This is a genomic window from Roseofilum sp. SBFL (assembly GCF_017746885.1).
Taxonomy (GTDB): Bacteria; Cyanobacteriota; Cyanobacteriia; order Cyanobacteriales; family Desertifilaceae; genus Roseofilum.
The window spans coordinates 1-21,476 of record NZ_JAGHZH010000079.1; the positions used below are offsets into that span (position 1 = coordinate 1).

Annotated in this window: 4 protein-coding genes and 1 pseudogene; all 5 read left to right on the forward strand. The window is 44.7% G+C overall.

Going from position 1 to position 21,476, the window contains the following annotated elements; all coding sequences use genetic code 11:
- On the forward strand, positions 1-4,930 hold a 4,930-nt coding region (locus J7545_RS08845), incomplete at its 5' end, for an AAA family ATPase (protein ID WP_318719467.1).
- A gap of 133 nt (positions 4,931-5,063) precedes the next feature.
- Positions 5,064-5,201 (forward strand): annotated as a pseudogene (locus J7545_RS08850) (ATP-binding protein); the annotation flags it as partial.
- A gap of 108 nt (positions 5,202-5,309) precedes the next feature.
- Positions 5,310-10,748 (forward strand): AAA family ATPase, encoded by a 5,439-nt coding sequence (locus J7545_RS08855; RefSeq protein WP_318719468.1) that lies wholly within the window; start codon positions 5,310-5,312, stop codon positions 10,746-10,748.
- A 58-nt stretch (positions 10,749-10,806) separates the two neighbouring features.
- On the forward strand, positions 10,807-16,194 hold the full coding sequence (locus J7545_RS08860; RefSeq protein ID WP_318719469.1) for an AAA family ATPase: 5,388 nt from the start codon (positions 10,807-10,809) through the stop codon (positions 16,192-16,194).
- A 98-nt stretch (positions 16,195-16,292) separates the two neighbouring features.
- Positions 16,293-21,476: AAA family ATPase (locus J7545_RS08865; protein ID WP_318719470.1), on the forward strand; the 5,184-nt coding region annotated here is incomplete at its 3' end.

The window sequence follows — 21,476 nt, forward strand, 5'->3', positions numbered from 1 at the left end:
AGCCCAAGAAATCAAAAACTTCAACGTCCTAGAAGGAACCCTAGCCTATATTGCCCCAGAACAAACCGGTCGCATGAATCGAGGTATAGACTACCGCAGCGACTTCTATTCTTTGGGGGTAACCTTATACCAACTGCTCACGGGAACCTTACCTTTTGTCAGTAACGACCCGATGGAATTAGTACATTGCCATATTTCACAACTGCCTATACCCCCAGCAGAAGGAGAAAATAACGCATTAAATCTTTCCATCCCGTCAGTAGTTTCAGATCTCGTCATGAAACTGATGGCTAAAAATGCAGAAGAACGCTATCAGAGTGCATTGGGATTAAAATTTGATCTCGAAAAATGTCTCAAACAATGGCAAGAAACCGGAAAAATAGAACCCTTTGAGTTAGCCACACGCGACATAGCAGGACGCTTCCTGATTCCCGAAAAACTCTACGGACGAGAAACCGAAGTAAAGACCTTATTGGCCGCATTCGAGCGGGTAGCCAAAGGACAGACCGAAATCATGCTAGTTGCCGGGTTTTCAGGCATTGGTAAAACCGCAGTAGTCAACGAAGTACACAAACCCATAGTCCGTCAGCGGGGCTATTTTATCAAAGGAAAATTCGACCAATTCAACCGCAATATTCCCTTTAGCGCTTTAGTGATCGCATTTCGGGATTTAATGCAACAGCTCTTAGCAGAATCAGATACTCAGTTAGCCCAGTGGCAGAACAAAATTCTTGCCGCCTTGGGAGAAAATGGGCAAGTGATTATTGAGGTAATTCCCGAGTTAGAGCGACTGATTGGCAAACAGCCCTCGGTTCCCGAACTCTCAGGCAATGCAGCGCAAAATCGGTTTAATTTATTATTTCAGAAATTTATTCAAGTTTTTACCACTTCTGAGCATCCCTTAGTGATTTTCCTCGATGACCTTCAATGGGCAGATTCGGCATCTCTGAACTTGATGCAACTGCTAGGGAGCGAGAGTGAGATGGGCTATCTGCTTTTACTAGGAGCCTATCGAGATAATGAGGTCTATGCGGCCCACCCATTAATGCAGACTCTTACGGAACTTGGCAAATCAGGAGCCACGATTAATACCATAACTCTGACTCCTTTAAGCAAAACGGGTCTGAATAGCTTGGTCGCAGATACTCTAAGTTGTAGCCAGGAGTTGGCTTGGTCTTTAAGTGAATTAGTCTATCAAAAAACCCAGGGAAATCCCTTTTTTGCCACCCAATTTCTCAAGGGATTACACGAAGATGGGTTGATTGCTTTTGAGGGCGATCTGGGTTATTGGCACTGCGATCTGACGCGAGTGCGCCAGTTAACACTGACCGATGATGTTGTAGAGTTTATGGCTACTCGGTTGTATAAACTCCCGAAAGAAACTCAAGAGGTATTGAAGTTAGCTGCTTGTATTGGTAATCAGTTTGATTTAGAGACTTTGGCCATTGTCAGGGAAGAGCCTGAGATGGAAGTAGCAGCTTCATTGTGGAGGGTACTGCAAGAGGGATTGGTGTTGCCATTAAACCAGACCTATAAGTTTTTCCAAGGGAATAAAGGAGAGAAAAAAGTACGGGTACAAGACGTTTCGGTTCGTTACAAGTTTCTGCACGATCGCGTTCAACAAGCTGCTTATTCCCTAATTGCTGACGATCGCAAGCAGATGACGCACCTCAACATTGGGCGATTGTTGTTGCAGAAAACCTCTCAAGAGGAACGAGAAGAAAACCTCTTCAACATCGTCAACCAGTTGAATATAGGTATGGCTCTGCTTAAGCAACCGAGCGAGATCCTTGAGGGGGCACAACTGAATTTAGGGGCAGCACAGAAGGCAAAATCGTCTGCTGCCTACAATGCAGCAGCAAGCTACTTAAACACAGCGATCGATCTGATCCGACGTACCGAGGCAACTCCTTTGGAAGCATGGGAAGCTCACTATACATTAATGCTGCCATTACATAATTTACTGGCAGAAGTCAGCTATCTCAATGGGAACTTTGAAAGGGCAGAGCAACAGATTCAGACCGTCATCAACAACGCTAGAAATCTTCTCGATCGCGTCAAAGCCTACGAAATCCGCATTTCACTTTTGGTGGCCCAAGGGCAAGGTCAAGCGGCGCTGGATGTGGGGTTAGAAATTTTGAAATTGCTCGATGTTTCCCTGACAGAGGCTCCCTTACCCGATATCGATATCGATCGCCTCTACACCCTGCCGACAATTGCCAATCCCCAGATTGTTTCTGCTTTGAGCATTCTGAGCAAATTATGGGCCCCGGCCTTTATTGCCAATCCCCAGCTCGTGCCATCGGTTATTGTGACGATGCTGAATCTGTCTGCAACCCACGGTAATTCAGCAATAGGAGCCTTTGCCTATGCGCTCTACGGGATGTTGCTCTGTGCCACGATGAAGGACATTGAATTGGGTTACCGCTTTGGGCAACTGGCGCTGCATACCCTCGATCGCCATGAAGAGGCCGAGTTAACCTGTAAGGTGAATCAACTTTTTTATGTCTTTATTCGCAACTGGAAAGAGTTAGCCCACAATCGCATCGAATGCCTGGCCGATAACGTATTAACGGGCTTAGAGACCGGTGACATTGAGTTTGCCTGTTATTCCGCGATCAACTATTGCGATAACCTTTGCGTAATGGGCGAATCCCTAAGCCTCATTCATCAAAAACAAACCTACTACATTGAGCTGACCAAGAGTCTCCAGCAAGAATTCCAATACTTTGCTGCCGCAATCTGGGGACAGTTCGTGGAAAATTTAATGGGTCTGGCAGCCGATCCGAAACAACTGGTGGGGCAACGGTTTAATGAAGATGAGTCTATACCTAAGATCGAACAGATGAATTCGTTCACGGCATTGTTCTTTTTTTACACCTCTAAAACAATGTTGCATTATTTGTTCGACGATTATGAAGGAACCTTGGTTCATTCCCAGTCCGCCATTGAGTACGAACAAGCTGGGGTGGGAATGTTACCCGTCACTCAGATTCCCTTATATCGGTCATTAGCCTTACTAGCGCTCTATCCCAGTACCGCCCCCGAACAGCAAACTCAAATATTGGAGGAGGTGGAAACTCACCAACAACGTCTAGACATTTGGGCTACTCACGCTCCGGAGAATTTTCAGCATAAGCTGGATTTAGTGGCTGCGGAAACAGCACGGATTCAGGGAGATCGAGGACAAGCGATTGAACAATACGATCGCGCGATTTCTGGGGCGAAAGAAAACCAATACATCCATGAAGAAGCGATCGCTAACGAACTGGCTGCCAAATTCTACCTTGACTGGGGCAAAGAAAAAATTGCCAGCAGCTATATGCAAGACGCTTACTATAGCTATGCTCGTTGGGGGGCAAAGGCGAAAATCGCGCATCTCGAACAACGCTATCCGCAACTGCTCGCGGCGATTGGGCAACCGACGCATCCTCAACGCCTGTCCGAGTTAAGCATCCCCCCTAGCCAGACAGCCAGCTTAACCAGCAGCAGCCATAGCCCCAATATCTGGTTAGATTTTCCCACCGCGATCGAAGCCGCCCAAGCCATCTCCGAAGAAATTGAATTAGAGAAACTCTTAGCAACGTTAATGCAGATCGCGATCGCCAATGCTGGAGCGCAAAGCGGTCATTTAGTGTTATATCAAGACAATCAATGGGTGGCGATCGCCAAAGCCAATCGAGAAAGGGCCGAACAGTTAGACATTCGGCTCGATCAATACTCGAATCTTCCCCAGAGTTTAGTGTATTCGGTTGCGCGGACTCAAGAGACAGCCGTGTTTGACAACTTAAGTACAGTAGACCAATTTGCCGGCGATCGCTATCTGATTACCCACCAACCCAAATCCGTGTTATGTATGCCGATGAGTCGTCAAGGAAAACTCATCGGTATTTTGTACCTGGAAAATAACATCACTCTGGGTGCTTTTACCCGCGATCGGATTGAGATGCTCAAACTACTTGCCAGCCAAGCAGCGATCTCTCTAGAAAATGCTCGTCTGTATCAACAAACCGAACACTATTCCCACACCCTCAAAGCAGAGGTCGAGCGCAAAACTGAAGCGCTCAACCAAAAAGCTCAAACTTTAGAGGCAACCTTAGAACAGTTGCAACGCACTCAAGCACAACTTATTCATAGTGAGAAAATGTCCTCGCTCGGTCAATTGGTTGCTGGGATTGCTCATGAAATTAATAATCCAATTGGCTTTATTCGTGGCAATATTAATCATACCCAAAATTATATTCAAAACCTAATCGATTTGCTCGAACTGTATCAGCGCGAATATCCTCAAAGAAATGCGGATATTCAAGCAAAACATGAAGAATTAGACCTCGATTTTTTACTTGAGGATGTCACCAAAACCTTGCAATCGATGGAAGTGGGGAGCGATCGCATTCATCAAGTCGTTCTCAGCTTGCGAGACTTTTCTCGTTTAGATGAAGCTGAAATCAAAACCGTTGATATCCATAGTGGAATTAAAAGTGCGCTGTTGATTCTGCAACATCGATTTCAAAAAAATGAACGCCAACCCGAAATACAAGTCATTGAAAAGTATGGACAACTGCCAAAAATAACCTGCTATCCGAGTGAACTAAATCAAGTCTTTTTCAATATTATTAATAATGCGTTAGATGCGATTCAAGAGAATCCTCAACATAAGGCAACACCTGAAGTCCGAATTTGCACTGAAGCGATTGAAAACCATCAGATACGAATTACGATCTCGAATAATGGCAGTCCCCTTCCGGAAGCGATTCAAGACCGGATTTTTGACCCATTTTTTACGACTAAGCCTGTCGGTAGAGGCACAGGGTTAGGATTGTTTATCTGTTACTTCATTATTCAAAAACATGGGGGTACGATCGCCGTGCAATCACAATCGGCACAAGGAACAGCATTTGAAATTATTTTGCCCCAGAAGTGCGCGTAGATTGTTATATAGCAGAGAAAAGGAGAGTTGGGAAATTTTCTATTGCCATTCGTGCCTATTGCCTCAAACCATAACCTAACTATCCTAAGCAACTCTTTCTCTACTATAGGATTTCGCACTCAAAGGTACGGGTTTAGGAATGGCGATCGCTCATCAAATTATTGAGGAAAAACACGGAGGCACAATCGATTGCTATTCCCAAATCAGTAAAGGTACGGAATTTATGATTTCTCTTCCTTTAGACAATCCTGATGTGAAGAATTATGGATAAGGTTTAACCCCAAAGATACAGCTAAGGTTGCCTCGTTCATAAATTTTTCAGATTGATATAATAAACTAAAGAAAAATCTCTAAAATTAAGTCGTTTTAAAAAACTGCCATGGCTAGTCTCAGAACTCCCCTCCAGGGCTACGAAGTCATTGAACTGCTGCACTCTAGTTCCAGAACACTGGTTTATCGAGGACTACGCTTGGCTGATCATAATACGGTGATTATCAAATTGCTCAACTGTGAGTATCCAACCTTCAGCGAACTGGTCAATTTTCGCAATCAATACACCATTGCCAAAAATCTCGACTTGCCCGGAATTGTCAAACCCCTAGCCCTCGAACATTATGGCAAGGGTTTAGCATTAGTCATGGAAGACTTTGGGGGTATCGCACTTTCAGAATATATGGCCGAGCATCCCTTGAGTTTAGAAGAATTTTTTCAAGTGGCGCTCGCCCTGTGCCAAATTCTCGACGGACTATATTGCCATCGCGTCATCCACAAAGATATCAAACCCTCCAACATCCTGATTCATCCCCACAGCAAACAAATCAAACTCACCGACTTCTCGATTTCCTCACTCCTGCCCAGAGAAACTCAAGTTCTGCAAAATCCCAACATCTTAGAAGGAACCCTCGCTTATATTTCTCCCGAACAAACCGGACGGATGAATCGAGGAATCGACTACCGCAGCGACTTCTATTCCCTTGGGGTTACTTTCTACGAACTGTTAACCGGACAAGTTCCCTTTCTCTGCGACGATCCAATGGAACTGGTTCACGCTCATATTGCCAAAGCCCCTCCCTCCCTCATCATCCGCAGCAATGGGAGAATGCTCTGCAACCCTCCATGTCCAATCTCCCAGATCGTCATGAAACTGATGGCGAAGAATGCTGAAAACCGTTATCAGAGTATTTTGGGATTGAAATTTGACCTGGAAAAGTGTCAAAACCAATGGCAACAGAGGGGGAAAATCGAGCCTTTTGAGTTGGCACGCACAGATAGAAGCGATCGCTTTCTGATTCGTGAAAAACTCTACGGACGCGAAACCAACGTACAACGATTACTCGAAGCTTTCGATCGCATCGCCGCCCTAGGAACCACAGAAATGATGCTGGTGGCGGGATTTTCCGGCATTGGCAAAACGGCGGTCGTCAATGAGGTTCACAAGCCGATTGTCAAACAGCGGGGCTACTTTATCAAAGGGAAATTTGACCAGTTCAATCGTAATATTCCCTTCTCGGCTTTTGTCATCGCCTTCCGAGACTTGATGGGACAGTTACTGGGAGAATCGGATGCCGACTTAGCCCGCTGGAAGGCAAAAATCCTGGAAGCTGTGGGCAAAAACGGGCAAGTCCTCATTGATGTCATTCCTGAACTCGAACAACTTATCGGCAAACAACCACCTGTTCCCGAACTCTCTGGTAATGCGGGTCAAAATCGGTTTAACTTATTTCTGCAAAAGTTCATTGCTGTATTTGCGAAGTCAGAACATCCCCTGGTGATGTTTTTAGACGATCTACAATGGGCAGATTCCGCATCACTCAACCTCTTGAAGGTGTTGATGGGCGATCGCGATTCGGGTTACTTATTGTTGCTGGGAGCCTATCGAGATAACGAGGTCTTCCCCGCACATCCCTTGATGTTGAGTCTAACTGAACTGAAGAAAGAGCGAGCCGTTATTTCCTCCATGACTCTCAAACCCTTGGCTGTGAATCACATCAATCAATTAGTCGCCGAAACCCTCAGTTGTGGGGAACAACTGGCTCAACCCCTCACCGAATTGGTCTATCAAAAAACCCAAGGCAATCCATTTTTTACCACTCAGTTCCTAAAAGGGCTGCACGAAGATCGACTGATTGCCTTTAATCGCGACTCGGGCTATTGGCAATGCGATCTCGTCCGCGTGCGCGATGCCGCACTGACAGATGATGTGGTGGAATTCATGGCAGGGCGCTTGCAGAAATTACCACCAGCCACCCAGAAGGTCTTGAAATTAGCCGCCTGTATCGGCAATCAGTTCGATCTGGAGACCTTAGCAACCATCTGCGAAGAGCAAGAGGAAGAGGTCGCCGCGAATCTCTGGCGTGCCCTTCAAGAAGGACTGATTCTGCCGACCAATGAAGCCTATAAGTTTTTTCACGGTCATGGGGTAGACGATCAACCCAAGGATGTCGTATCGGTGGGTTATCGTTTCTTACACGATCGCGTCCAACAGGCTGCCTATTCTCTGATTCCAGAAGCGCAAAAACAAACGACTCACTACCATATCGGACAACTGCTGATGCAAAATCTTTCGTCCGAGACCAAAGAAAAGAAAATTTTTGCAATTGTCAATCAACTCAATTTCGGGACGCTATTTATCAGGGAGTGGACGGAGAAAGAAGAATTAGCCCGTTTGAATCTGAGCGCGGGGCGAAAAGCTAAAACTTCCACAGCTTATGCTGCCGCCGTTAAATATTTTTCCGTCGGTCGAGAGTTATTGGGAGCGCAGAGGTGGAATTGGGCTTACGAACTGACCTTAGCACTGTATCAAGAATCTGCCGAGGCTGCCTATTTGAATGCTGACTTTGAACAGATGGAGCAATTGTCCGCCGAAGTCTTGAAAAAGGCAAAAACATTGCTCGATAAAATTGATGTCTATATCACCCAAATTCAAAGCAATATTGCTCGGGTCAAACTCCTAGAAGCGATCCGAATTTCACTGATGGTACTGAACCTCATTGACGATCGCATTCAATTACCCGAACAACCCGATCGAGATGACTTTGAACGAGCATTGGTAGAGACGCGATCGCTGATCGGCGATCGGTCGGTTGCCGACTTTTTAAACTTACCCGAGATGGAAGATCCGTATCAATTAGCAGCCATCCGCATCTTATCGAGCGTTGCGCCTCCTGCCTACTTTGCCTTTCCCGCACTCTTCCCGTTAATTGTCATGAAGATGGTGCATCTATCCATCGAATTCGGCAATACCTCTGCCTCGGGTTTTGGATATACCATGTACGGCTTCATTCTTTGCGGTGTCGCGAACGACATCGAGTTGGGCTGCCAGTTTGGCGAACTGGCATTAGGTCTGATCGATAAATTAAACGTCAAGGGGACTGCCGCTCGGGTGTTACCCCTTGTCGGTCACTTGATTAAGCCTTGGCGAGAATTGATTGATGGCAACCGATATTTACTCCGTAAAGGGTATCAAGTGGGCTTAGAAACAGGGGATTTAGAATTTGCCGGATATTCGGCATCGTTCTATTGCTTTGACTCTATTTTTGTCGGCCAAGAATTAGAGAGTCTCGAAGGAGAGTTTTTCGCCTATAGCGAGGCGATCACTCAACTGAAACAAGAACACGTACTGCATCAGATTCATCTTTCGCGTCAGACGATCCTGAATTTATTGGGTCGCGCCGATAATCCTTGCGCTCTGATTGGAGAGGCTTACAATGAAACCGAGATGGTGCCGTTGCATGAGGAAGCCAATAATCGAACGACCCTGGCTTTTATGTACGTTGCCAAACTCAGCCTGTGTTACCTTTTTCAAGATTATGAACAGGCTGTAGAAAGTGCTGCCGGCGCTGAAAAATATCTAGATGGTGTGGTGGCCATGCTCTGTACGGTTTTGTTCTATTTCTATGATGCTCTGGTTAAAATTATTTTGGTTACCAAGACCAACAGCAGAAGCGAACAAAATCATCTTCTCGAGCAAATTGAAAGTCATCAAACTAAGATGAAATATTGGGCCGATAATGCGCCCATGAATTATCTACATAAATTCTATCTCGTAGAAGCAGAACGCAATCGAATTCTGGGTCAGAAAGCTGAAGCGATTGAAAATTACGATCGCGCCATTTCTGGAGCCAAAGCAAACGGGTACATTCAGGAAGAAGCCTTAGCCAAGGAACTGGCAGCGAAATTCTACCTCGACTGGGGCAAAGAAAAATTAGCCGCAGACTACATGCAAGATGCCTACTATTGTTACTCCTGTTGGGGAGCCAAAGCCAAAGTTGAAGATTTAGAACGACGCTATTCAGCCCTTCTCAAACCCATTCTTGAACTGCCAACCCCTAGCTTAATACCGACAACTTCCCTGAAAACCTTAACAGCAGGAACGATTTCCAAAACCACGACGGAAACCTCAGCCTTCTTGGATTTTGCCACCTTGATGAAAGCCTGTCGCACCCTCTCTGAGGACATCGATTTAGAGAGCGCGATCGCTAATTTAATGCAGGTGGTACGGGAAAATGCCGGTGCCGAAACCGTCGCCTTAATGATCTTTCAAGAAGGAGTCTTGATGCTAGTCGCTCGTGCAGTTGGAGAGGAGACGATCGCCATTAAACCCCTCCCTGTTGAAATCAGCAACGCCGTTCCTTTAAGTATTGTCAATAAAGTCAAGCGCAGCCAACACCCCTTACTGTTAGAAAATGCCAGCCAAGAAGTGGCTCTGGCTCGAGATACTTACATCCAACACTATCAACCCCAATCGATTCTCTGTCTTCCTTTAGTCGTTCGCGCAGCGTCTCTGAAAGAGAATCGCGCTCAACTGCGAGGCATTCTTTACCTAGAAAACAACCATTGTGCGGGCGCGTTTACCAACGATCGCATGGACATCCTCCAACTACTCTGCTCCCAAGCGGCGATTTCCCTGGAAAATGCTCGCTTGTATCGGCGATCGCAACAAATAGCTAACAATTTGCAACAAGTGCTAACGGACTTGCAGCAGACCCAACTTCAATTGGTGCAAAATGAAAAAATGGCCACCTTGGGAAGTCTCGTGGCTGGAATTGCCCACGAAATTAACAATCCCGTCAGCTTTATCGGAGGCAATATCAGCGCCGCACAAGAACATTTGCAAGATTTACTGGAAATTCTCGCGCTCTATCAAGACAATGCATCGATTCCCCCATCCATAGCTGAAGCGATTGAAGACCTCGCTCCTGAATTTATCGCTGAAGATTTTCCCCAACTGATTGCATCCATGCAAATCGGCTGCGATCGCATCGGTAATATCAGCACATCTTTGCGAACTTTCTCCCGCAAGGATACGGATACAAAAACAGAGTTTAATTTGCATGATGGCATCGATAGTACCCTGCTCATCTTAAAATATCGCCTCAAAGCGAATCAAAAACGTCCGGCTATGGAAATTATCACAAATTACGGCAAAATCCCGCAAGTCAAATGCTATCCAGGGCAAATCAATCAAGTGTTTATGAATCTGTTAGCGAATGGAATCGATGCTTTAGAAGAATGCAATCAGGGTAAAACATTTGAACAGATAGAACAAGACCCCAATCGGATTACAATTGAGACTCAATTGAGTGCGGATCGACAGACTGTGACGATCGCAATTGTCGATAATGGTACGGGGATGCCAGAAGAAGTAAAAAAACGCATCTTCGAGCAAGGATTTACAACTAAAGCAGTGGGCAAAGGGACGGGGTTAGGCATGGCGATTGCCCATCAAATTGTTGTTGAAAAACATGGTGGAGCGATCTCCTGTCGATCGGAACTCGGTCAAGGTACCGAATTTATCATTTCTGTGCCCGTAAATTAAGAGCGATCGCGATCGCACTCAGTTATCGAATTGATTGGATAGGATAAGCATAGTATTTATGATCTCTTATCATACCAAAGCAGTGACCACTCTTCCCGGCTATCAACTCGGACAGTGTCTTTACGAAGGCCCTCGCACCCTCGTTTATCAGGGTATGCGTCTTGGCGATGGCGCTTCAACGATCGTCAAAATTCTGCGGACTCCCCATCCGAGTTTTAACCAATTAGTGCAATTTCGCAATCAATATGCGATCGCCCGCCATCTGCAACATGCCAATATCGTCACTCCTCTAGCTCTAGAGAGCTACGGCAATGGCTACGCTCTCATTATGCCCGATTCCAAAGCCATGGCGCTGCATGATTATTGGCACAAATTCAATCCCAATTTAGAAGAGTTCTTCGTCATTTCCCTACAACTTGCCGATGCCCTACACTATCTCAGTCAAGAACAGATTATTCACAAAGATATCAAACCAGCCAACATCCTGATTTGCCCGCACAGCAAACAGATTAAATTAATCGATTTCAGTATTTCCAGCTTATTACCAAAAGAAACCCAAACCATTCAAACGCCTAACAGTTTAGAAGGAACCTTAGCGTATTTATCTCCAGAGCAAACCGGACGCATGAATCGAGGTATTGATTATCGCAGCGACTTCTATTCTCTGGGCGTAACCTTATACGAATTCCTGATCGGAAATCTACCCTTTAACAGTAACGATCCTTTAGAATTAATTCACGCTCATATCGCCCAAAATCCCGAACCGATTAGCACCTGGGTCTGTTTGGGAGGACAATTGTGTCCCGAACCACTTTCCGACATCATCTTAAAATTAATGGCGAAAAATGCCGAAGATCGCTATCAGAGTGCCTTGGGACTCAAATACGACCTGAAAAAATGTCTAAAAGAATATAAAAAAACAGGAAAGATCGCAGCATTTACTTTAGGAGAACGGGATTTGTGCGATCGCTTCCTGATCCCCGAAAAACTTTACGGACGAGAACACGAAGTTGAAACCCTACTCGAATCTTTCCATCGTGTCGCTACCGGCGAAAGCGAAATAATGCTAGTTGCCGGATTTTCTGGCATTGGTAAAACCGCCGTTATTAATGAAGTACATAAACCCATTGTCAAACAGCGTGGCTATTTTATCAAAGGCAAATTTGACCAATTCAACCGCAATATTCCGTTCTCTGCCTTTGTCCAAGCCTTCCGAGATTTTATGGGACGATTACTGAGAGAATCCGATTCTGCATTAGCTCACTGGAAACGGAAAATCCTGGAAGCGATCGGCGAAAATGGCCGAGTTCTCATTGATGTCATTCCCGAACTCGAGCGCATTATTGGAGTGCAGCCTCCCGTTCCAGAACTCTCCGGTAGTGCTGCCCAAAATCGCTTTAACCTCCTCTTAGAAAAATTTATCGCCGTCTTCACCACCAAAGAACATCCTTTAACCCTATTTCTCGATGACTTGCAATGGGCAGACTCCGCCTCATTAAATTTACTCAAAGTCTTGATGGTAGACCGCCAAACGGGATATTTACTCCTCTTGGGAGCCTATCGAGATAATGAGGTCTTCCCGGCTCATCCCTTGATGTTAACTTTGGCCGAGTTACAGAAACAACAGACAACAATTTCGACCATTACGCTAACTCCTTTATCAATTCCTCACATTAACCAATTAGTTGCAGAAACGCTCAGTTGCTCGATAGAGTTAGCTGCTCCGCTAACTCATTTAATCTATCAAAATACAAAAGGAAATCCTTTCTTTACTACTCAACTTTTAAAAGGATTATATGAGGATGCATTAATTGAATTTGATCGAAATATTGGATATTGGCAATGCGATTTAGTCAAGGTACAAGATGCAGCTCTAACTGAGGATGTCGTTGAATTTATGGCTCGGCGATTGTACAAGTTGCCAAAAGAGAGCCAAAATGTCTTGAAATTAGCAGCTTGTATTGGCAATCGGTTCGATCTAGAGACCTTAAGTATCATTTGCAAAACAGCTTTTGAAGAGGTGGCAGCAGCTTTGTGGGGAGCTTTGCGAGAAGGATTGATTTTACCGCAGAGCGACGCTTACAAGTTTTTCCAAGACTGGAAAAATGGTACAGAAAAATCCGATACAGTTACCGTCAATTATCGCTTCTTACACGATCGCGTTCAACAAGCAGCTTATTCTCTGATTCCTCCCGAACACCAATCATTGACTCATTACGATATCGGCTATATTTTACTCGACAAACTTTCAAGTTCCGAGAGAGAAGAATCGATTTTTGATATCGTCGGTCATCTCAATTTGGGGATCGAGTTAATCACCCAAGAATCGCAAAAAAACGAACTAGCTCGCTTAAACTTAATCGCCGGACAGAAAGCAAAACATGCTACAGCTTATGGCTCGGCATTTAAGTACTTAAAACAAGGAATTGACTTACTCCCCGCCCATCCTTGGGATAGTCTCCATCAATTAACCCTAAATTTGCACTGCGAAGCGATGCAGAGTGGATACTTAAGTGGCAATATTAGCGAATCTGAAACGTTAGGCGAGATCGTTCTGCAACAAGTCCAGGATCAACTCGATGCGATCGAAGTTTACGAGACTAAAATTCAAATTTATATTACCAGTCGGCAGACAGCACAAGCCATTGATATGGGCTTAGATGCTTTGGCGATGATGGGGATGTCTTTGGATGATATTACCCATAGCGACAAGAATGCAATCGCCTTACCTGCCATTGATACAGTTCCTGACTTATTAAAAGCAACAGATCCGTATTATTTAGCTAAAATGCGGATTTTGACTGCCATTACTTCAGCCGCTTTAATTTCTCGCCCCGATCTCTTGTTTGACATTGTCAGCATCCAAGTTCTGCTTTGTCAGGATAATGGTTATTCTGCCTTAGCTGCCTTTACCTATAGTTGGTATGGCGCTCTTCTCTGTACCCACTCTAGCGCGATCGATCGCGGATATCAATCCGGTCAATTAGCGATCGCCTTATTAGAACGCTTTCAAGAACAAGCTCGCGTCGAAAAATGCAGTATTTATAATATGGTTTATACCTTTATCATCCCTTGGAAGCAACACGCCAGAGATGGTTTATCGTATTTATTAGAAGGGAGTCAAAATGGATTAGATGTTGGCGATTTTGTCTATGCCAGTTATTGCCTCGAAAATTATTGTGCTTATCTCTTTTTAACTGGGGGAGAGCTGCAAGCAGTCAGCGAACAACAATCTCTCTATATTGAATTGATGCAAAAAATCAAAAATGACTATGCTGCCAATAATATGAGTGTTTGGCGACAACTGAGCGCCAATTTACTGGGACAATCAACACCGATTACACGTCTCGATGGAGAGTATTTAGATGAGACAACTGTAGAGCAAAATTGGCAAGAATCTCAGTTGGGTTGGTCTCTCTTTAACCTCTATTTAGCGCAGACTATGTTATTGTACTCTTTTGGCTACTGGACTGAAGCTATTACTAAGGCAGAACTCGCCCAGAAATATGCAATCTCTGTCGGCGCTTGGATGCCGATCGCTATTCACAATTTTTATTATTCTTTAGCGTTGTTAGCAAGCTGTTCGGATGCGTCACCGCCATACCAAGATATTCTACTTTTAGTCGAAATTCAGCAGAATACCTTACGTGAATGGGCGCAACATGCGCCGATGAATTACCAGCATAAATGGGATTTAGTCGAAGCAGAACGGCAGCGCGTTTTAGGGAATAAAGCCGAAGCTATGGACTTCTACGATCGAGCAATTGCTGGGGCAAAAGAAAACAAATATTTGCCAGAAGAAGCGATCGCAAATGAACGAGCAGCTCTTTTTTATCTCGACTGGAATAAAGAAAAAGTTTCTGCTAGCTATATGCAAGAAGCTTATTATTGCTATTCTCGTTGGGGCAGTAAAGCCAAAATCGAGGCTCTCGAACAAGACTACCCGTACTTACTTACTCCTATTCTCAACCAACCCAAACTCAGTTTAACTACGAATGTAACTATCAGTACAGTTAATGAACTAACGGTTTCTAAAAATACCACAGAAGCGGGAAATTTACTGGATTTAACAACTCTGATGAAAGCTTCACGTACGCTCTCCCAGGAAATCGAATTAGATTGCTTGCTCTCGACTCTAATGAATATTGTCATCGAGAATGCGGGAGCAACTAAAGGTGCATTATTATTAACCCATGAAACTGACTTGATGATAGAAGCGATCGCCATTCGTTCCAATGCGAATAACGCTCTGCAACTCGATTCCTTACATCAATCGATTCCCCTAGAAAACTATCCCGATTTACCTGAAGGATTGATTAATTACGTTAGACGGACTGCAAAAACTATTCTCTTAGAGGCGAAAACCGCACAAAGTCAATTTGCTACCGATCGCTATTTCCTGGATTCTCCTCCTCAAAGTTTGCTCTGTTTTCCGCTCTTGGAACGAGGGAAATTTATCGGCGTACTTTACTTGGAAAATAGCTGTACTGCCGATGCCTTTAATCGCGATCGGATCGAAGTTTTAGATATGCTCTGCGCTCAAGCCGCAATTTCCCTAGAAAATGCCAGACTATATCAGCAATCGCAGCACGCCTTCCAGGAGTTGAAAAATGCTCAATTGCAATTAATTCAAAATGAAAAAATGGTGACTTTGGGGAATTTAGTTGCTGGAGTTGCTCACGAAATCAATAATCCAGTGAGTTTTATCAGTGGAAATATTAGTGCAGCTCGGGAATATTTGCAGGATTTGCTTGATGGACTTTCTTTATATCAAAATAACGCCGATATCCCCAGTGAGATTGCAACAAAAATTAAAGATCTAGATTTGGAGTTTGTGGTAGAAGATTTTCCCAAACTCATGACATCCATGCAAACGGGATGCGATCGCATTCATAATATCAGCACTTCCTTGCGCACCTTTTCCCGGACAGACACTGTCAGCAAAACGGAATTCGATCTCCATGACGGTATAGATAGTACCCTATTAATCTTAAAATATCGCCTCAAAGATAACGACGAGCGTCCTGCTATTGAAATCATTAAAAAATACGGCGCGATCGTACCCGTTCAGTGCTATCCTGGGCAACTCAATCAAGTATTCATGAATCTGCTCGCTAATGCCATCGATGCCTTGGAAGAAAGGAATGAAGTTCAAACATTTACGGAGATTGAAAAACAAACTAATCAGATTACAATTGAAACTCAATTAAGTGACGATAAAAGTCAGGTTATTGTCAAAGTTATTGATAATGGTACGGGGATGCCAGAATCTGTACAATCTCAAATATTCGAGCAAGGATTTACGACGAAAGCAGTGGGTAAAGGTACGGGATTGGGAATGGCGATCGCCCATCAAATTGTTGTCGAAAAACATAGTGGACAGATCGCCTGTCGATCGGAACTTGGAAAGGGTACAGAATTTATCATTTCTGTACCGGTGAATTAAGCGAGTAAATTAAGAACGATTGCAACGATTGCATTGACGTATACAACGGATTGGATAAGATAGTTGTAAAATATGTTATCTCTCATCAGACTAAAGCAGTGACAACTCTTCCTGGCTATCAACTCGGACAGTGTCTCTACGAAGGTCCTCGCACCCTCGTTTATCAAGGTATGCGCCTTGGCGATCGCGCCTCAGCGATCGTCAAAATCCTGCGGACTCCCCATCCCAGCTTTAGCCAATTAGTACAATTTCGCAACCAATATGCGATCGCCCGCCATCTGCAACATGCCCATATCCTCACTCCTCTAGCTCTAGAGCGCTACGGCAACGGCTATGCCCTGATTATGCCCGATTCCGGAGCCATAGCTTTGAGTGATTATTGGCAGCAGTTCGCCCCTAATCTGGAAAGATTTTTGGCGATCGCCCTGCAACTCGCTGATGCTCTACACTATCTCAGTCAAGAACAGATTATTCATAAAGATATCAAACCCGCCAATATTCTGATTCACCCGGAAACCCGACAAGTCAAATTAATCGACTTTAGCATTTCAACCCTACTGCCCAAAGAAAGCCAAACGATTCAAACTGCCAATACCTTAGAAGGAACCTTAGCCTATTTATCGCCGGAACAAACCGGACGCATGAATCGAGGGATTGATTATCGCAGCGATTTTTATTCCCTGGGAATAACATTGTACGAGCTATTAACGGGAACAGTTCCGTTTGCGAGCGACGATCCTTTAGAACTGATTCACGCTCATATTGCCCAAAATCCCCAACCGCTTGCGAGCGATCGTATTCCCGCAGTCGTTTCAGACATCGTCTTAAGGTTAATTGCCAAAAATGCCGAACAGAGATATCAGAGTGCCTTGGGACTCAAACACGATCTAGAGAAGTGTCTTGGGCAATATCGAGAAACGGGAACGATAGATCGATTTGAATTGGGAGAGCACGATCGCAGCGATCGCTTCCTGATTCCCGAAAAACTCTACGGACGAGAACAAGAAGTTCAAACTCTACTAGAAGCCTTTGAGAGAGTCGTAGCAGGCAACTGTGAAATCCTGCTGGTAGCTGGATTTTCCGGCATCGGTAAAACCGCCGTCGTCAACGAAGTTCACAAACCTATTGTCCGACAACAGGGCTATTTCATCAAAGGGAAATTCGACCAATTGAATCGCAATATCCCCTTCTCCGCTTTCGCGATCGCCTTTCGAGACTTAATGGAGCAATTGCTCGGAGAAAGCGATGCACAATTGCAAGAGTGGAAAGAAAAGATCTTAGCAGCAGTGGGAGAGAACGGGCAAGTCCTCATTGATGTCATTCCCGAACTCAAACGCATTATCGGGACACAACCTCCCGTTCCTGAACTCTCCGGCAGTGCTGCCCAGAATCGCTTTAACCTCCTGTTTGAAAAATTGATCGCCGTCTTCACCACCAAAGAGCATCCCTTAACCCTATTTCTTGATGACTTGCAATGGGCAGACTCGGCATCGTTAAATTTGTTGAAAGTGTTGATGGGAGAAAGTCGGACAGGATACTTGCTTCTGTTGGGAGCCTATCGAGATAATGAAGTGTTTCCGGCTCATCCGTTGATGTTGTCTTTAGGGGAATTAGAGAAGCAACAGACAACAATTTCGACCATTATTCTAGCGCCCTTGTCAGTCAGTCATATCAATCAATTGGTGGCACAAACTCTTAGTTGTACGGTGGAATTAGCTGCACCTTTAACCCATTTAATTTATCAAAAGACGAAAGGAAATCCCTTCTTTACTACTCAATTTTTACAAGGATTGCATGAAGAGGGGTTGATTGCGTTTAATGATAATTTGGGATATTGGGAATGCGATTTAGTGAAAGTGCGAGATGCCGCCCTCACGGATGATGTGGTGGAATTTATAGCCGGACGGTTGTATAAGTTGCCGGAAGCCACCCAAAACATCCTCAAATTAGCCGCCTGCATAGGCAATCAATTCGACTTAGAGACCTTAGCGATTATCTGCGAAAAGCGATCGGAGGAAGCCGCTGCCGATTTGTGGACTGCCTTGCGAGAAGGGTTGGTTTTACCTCAGAGCCAAGCCTACAAGTTTTTTCAAGGAGAGGAAAAAGAGGAAGAAAAAGCGGAGGGTATAAAGGTGAGTTATCGCTTCTTGCACGATCGCGTTCAACAAGCCGCCTATTCCTTGATTCCCGAAAATCAAAAAGTACGAACTCACTTCAATATTGGTCAGCTCTTACTCAAGACTATCGACCCATCTCAACGGGAAAACTATGTCTTTGATATGGTTCGTCATTTGAATCTTAGTATAGAGTTTATTGACCAACAAAATCAACGATATGAACTGGCTGAATTAAACTTAATCGCTGGGAAAAAAGCCAAGTCTTGCACCGCAAATACGGCAGCCTTTGAGTACCTCAACATTGGACTCAGTTTATTGGCAGATAATGCTTGGCAAGCGGAGTACGAACTGACGCTAAACTTACATTTAGAAGCAACAGAAGCGAGCTATCTCAAGAGTGACTTTGAAAACATGGAGCGGTTGGGACAAATCGCGATCGATCGCGCCCGCACTCTCCTCGATCGGATTAAGGTGTACGAAACACAACTTCAGGCGTATTCAGTTCAGAACCGATTTATTGACGGCATTGACACGGGGTTACGATGCTTGAAGCTACTCGGAATAGATTTTCCCGATAATCCCGACCTAGCAGAAATTGGATCGTGGTTGGCGCGAACTCAAGCCGCTCTAGAGCCATTTACCTCAGAAGAATTACTCAATCGTTCTGAGATGAAGGAACCACAAATACTCTCGGCGATGCGGATTTTATCGCGCTTGATTCCGTTAAGTTATTTTGGTCGCCCGAGTTTATTTCCTATCATTGCTTGTCAGGGAATACTACTCTCATTAGAATATGGAAATGCTCTCGATACACCAGTATCCTACGTCAACTATGCTTTGGTTTTATGCAATCCCGGTGTTGATGATTTTCGTCAAGCTTACGAATATGGTAAAATTGCCCAGCAAATTATTGAGCAACAAAATAATACTCTCTGTTATGTTCTGGTATGCAATAACTTTTATGCTCATGTCTCGTTTTGGCGATCGCATTTTCGCGATGGCATATCCCCTCTAGGGGAAGCTTATCAAAAGGGCATAGAAGTGGGAGAGTTAGAGTATGCAACTTATGCCCTGACTAACCGACTGCTCCTAGCTTATTGTTCCGGGATGGAACTCGATATTCTGAAATTAGAACTAGAGAAAGCGATTGAATTTTCTCGCTCGATTCGCTTTGAAGGTACGGGGATTTATACGGCTTGCATTTTACAACTCGTTTTTAACTTGATTAGTAATGTAGAAAATCCTTGTTCTTTGCAAGGAGAGTTTTATGACGAACAAGGAGCAATTGACTGTTTCAAAAAGAGCAATAGTTTGGTGGGATTATCCGTTCATCATTTTAGTAAATTGCAACTGACTTATCTCTTTGGAAATATTGCAGAAGCTAGATATTTTGTTTCGGAAGCACAGACGTATTTAGATGCGGTTGGGGGCTATTTGTTTTTACCCAATTTTGCCTTTTTAGGAGGTTTGACTTATCTGGCATCAGTGGAATTAGCAGAAGGTGCAGAGAAAGAAACCTATTGGGAATGCAGCGAACATTGGAGTAAGCGTCTCAAAGCTTGGGCAGAAAATGCTCCCATGAACTACCAGCATAAATCTGATTTACTCGAGGCAGAACGGTATCGGCTTTTAGGAGAGCACTTGAGAGCGATGGAACTCTACGACTTGGCCATAGCTGGAGCGAGAGAAAATGGCTACATCCAAGAAGAAGCCCTAGCCAACGAACTAACTGCCAAATTCTGCCTAGACTGGGGTAAAGAAAAATATGCGGCCCTTCATATGCAGGAAGCCTACTACTGCTACGCCCGCTGGGGTGCCAAAGCCAAAACCGACCAACTCGAAGCAAAATATCCCCAACTGCTTTCCTCTATTCTGCAACAGCCCCACTTGCAGTTTACAAGCGGTCAAACCGCGACTTACACTTTGACGCAAACGGCAGGTACGACTAGCAGCAAGATCGGTTCGATGCTCGATTGGGCAACGGCGATGAAAGCGGCTCAATTGCTATCGAGCGAAATTAACCTGGACAAACTGGTCTCGGCTTTGATGAAAGCAGTGATGGAAAATGCCGGAGCAGATAGCGGCATTCTGCTGCTGCGACAACCCGAAAGTTGGCAGGTTGTAGCCCGATATTCAAAAGAAGGCTCTGATTTGCATTCAAACCCCGCAACGGACGATCGCTCTATTCCCACAAGTGTTATTAATAAAGTCAAACGCAACCAACAACCAATTATTGTTAACGACTTTCCTCGGGATACGCAGTTTGCAGGTGACCCCTATTTGCTGCAAGGACAACCCCTTAGTTTTCTGTGCGCGCCCATCCTCAATCAAGGCAAACTCGTTGGCATCCTGTATCTGGAAAACCATTTGGCGGTGGGAGCTTTTACGGGAGATCGCGTGGAACTGCTCAATCTGCTCTGTTCCCAAGCCGCTATCTCTCTGGAAAATGCCCGTCTCTACCAACAATCCCAAGACTATGCCCAGAAGCTCGAACAATCTCTTGAAGACCTGCAACAAACCCAACTGCAATTGGTGCAAAGCGAGAAAATGTCGGCTTTAGGCAATTTGATGGCAGGAGTAGCCCACGAAATTAATAATCCCGTAGGATTTATTGCTGGAAATATAGACCCAGCGCGAGATTATGTGCAAGACTTGTTGGGATTAATAGACCTTTATCAGCAAGAATATCCAGAGCCAAGTGAAGCAATAGAAGAAGAACTAGAAGCAATAGATTTGGACTTTCTGCGCTCGGACTTACCGCAACTAATTTCCTCGATGCAGGAAGGAACCGATCGCATCAGGCACATCAGCAATTCTTTACGAACCTTTTCGCGCACAGATAAGGAGTATAAAGTCCTGTTTAACTTGCATGAAGGTCTCGAGAGCACATTGCTGATTCTCAAACATCGCCTGAAAGCCAACGAGGAGCGTCCAGCGATTGAAATTGTCAAAAACTATGGACAATTGCCACAAGTGCAATGTTTTCCGGGACAACTCAACCAAGTGTTTATGAATCTGATTGCCAATGCTATTGATGCCCTAGATGAGGGTAACCAGGGACGCAGTTTTGATGAGATTGCCAATCAGATTAAGATTACTACCTCAGCAACGGCAGAAGAGGTCACCATTCGCATTGCCGATAATGGCATGGGGATGCCAGAAGAG

Excerpts from the sequence above, each read along its gene's own strand:
- J7545_RS08860 (WP_318719469.1), top strand. The coding sequence starts at position 10,807 with ATGATCTCTTATCATACCAAAGCAGTGACCACTCTTCCCGGCTATCAA.
- J7545_RS08855 (WP_318719468.1), top strand. The coding sequence starts at position 5,310 with ATGGCTAGTCTCAGAACTCCCCTCCAGGGCTACGAAGTCATTGAACTG.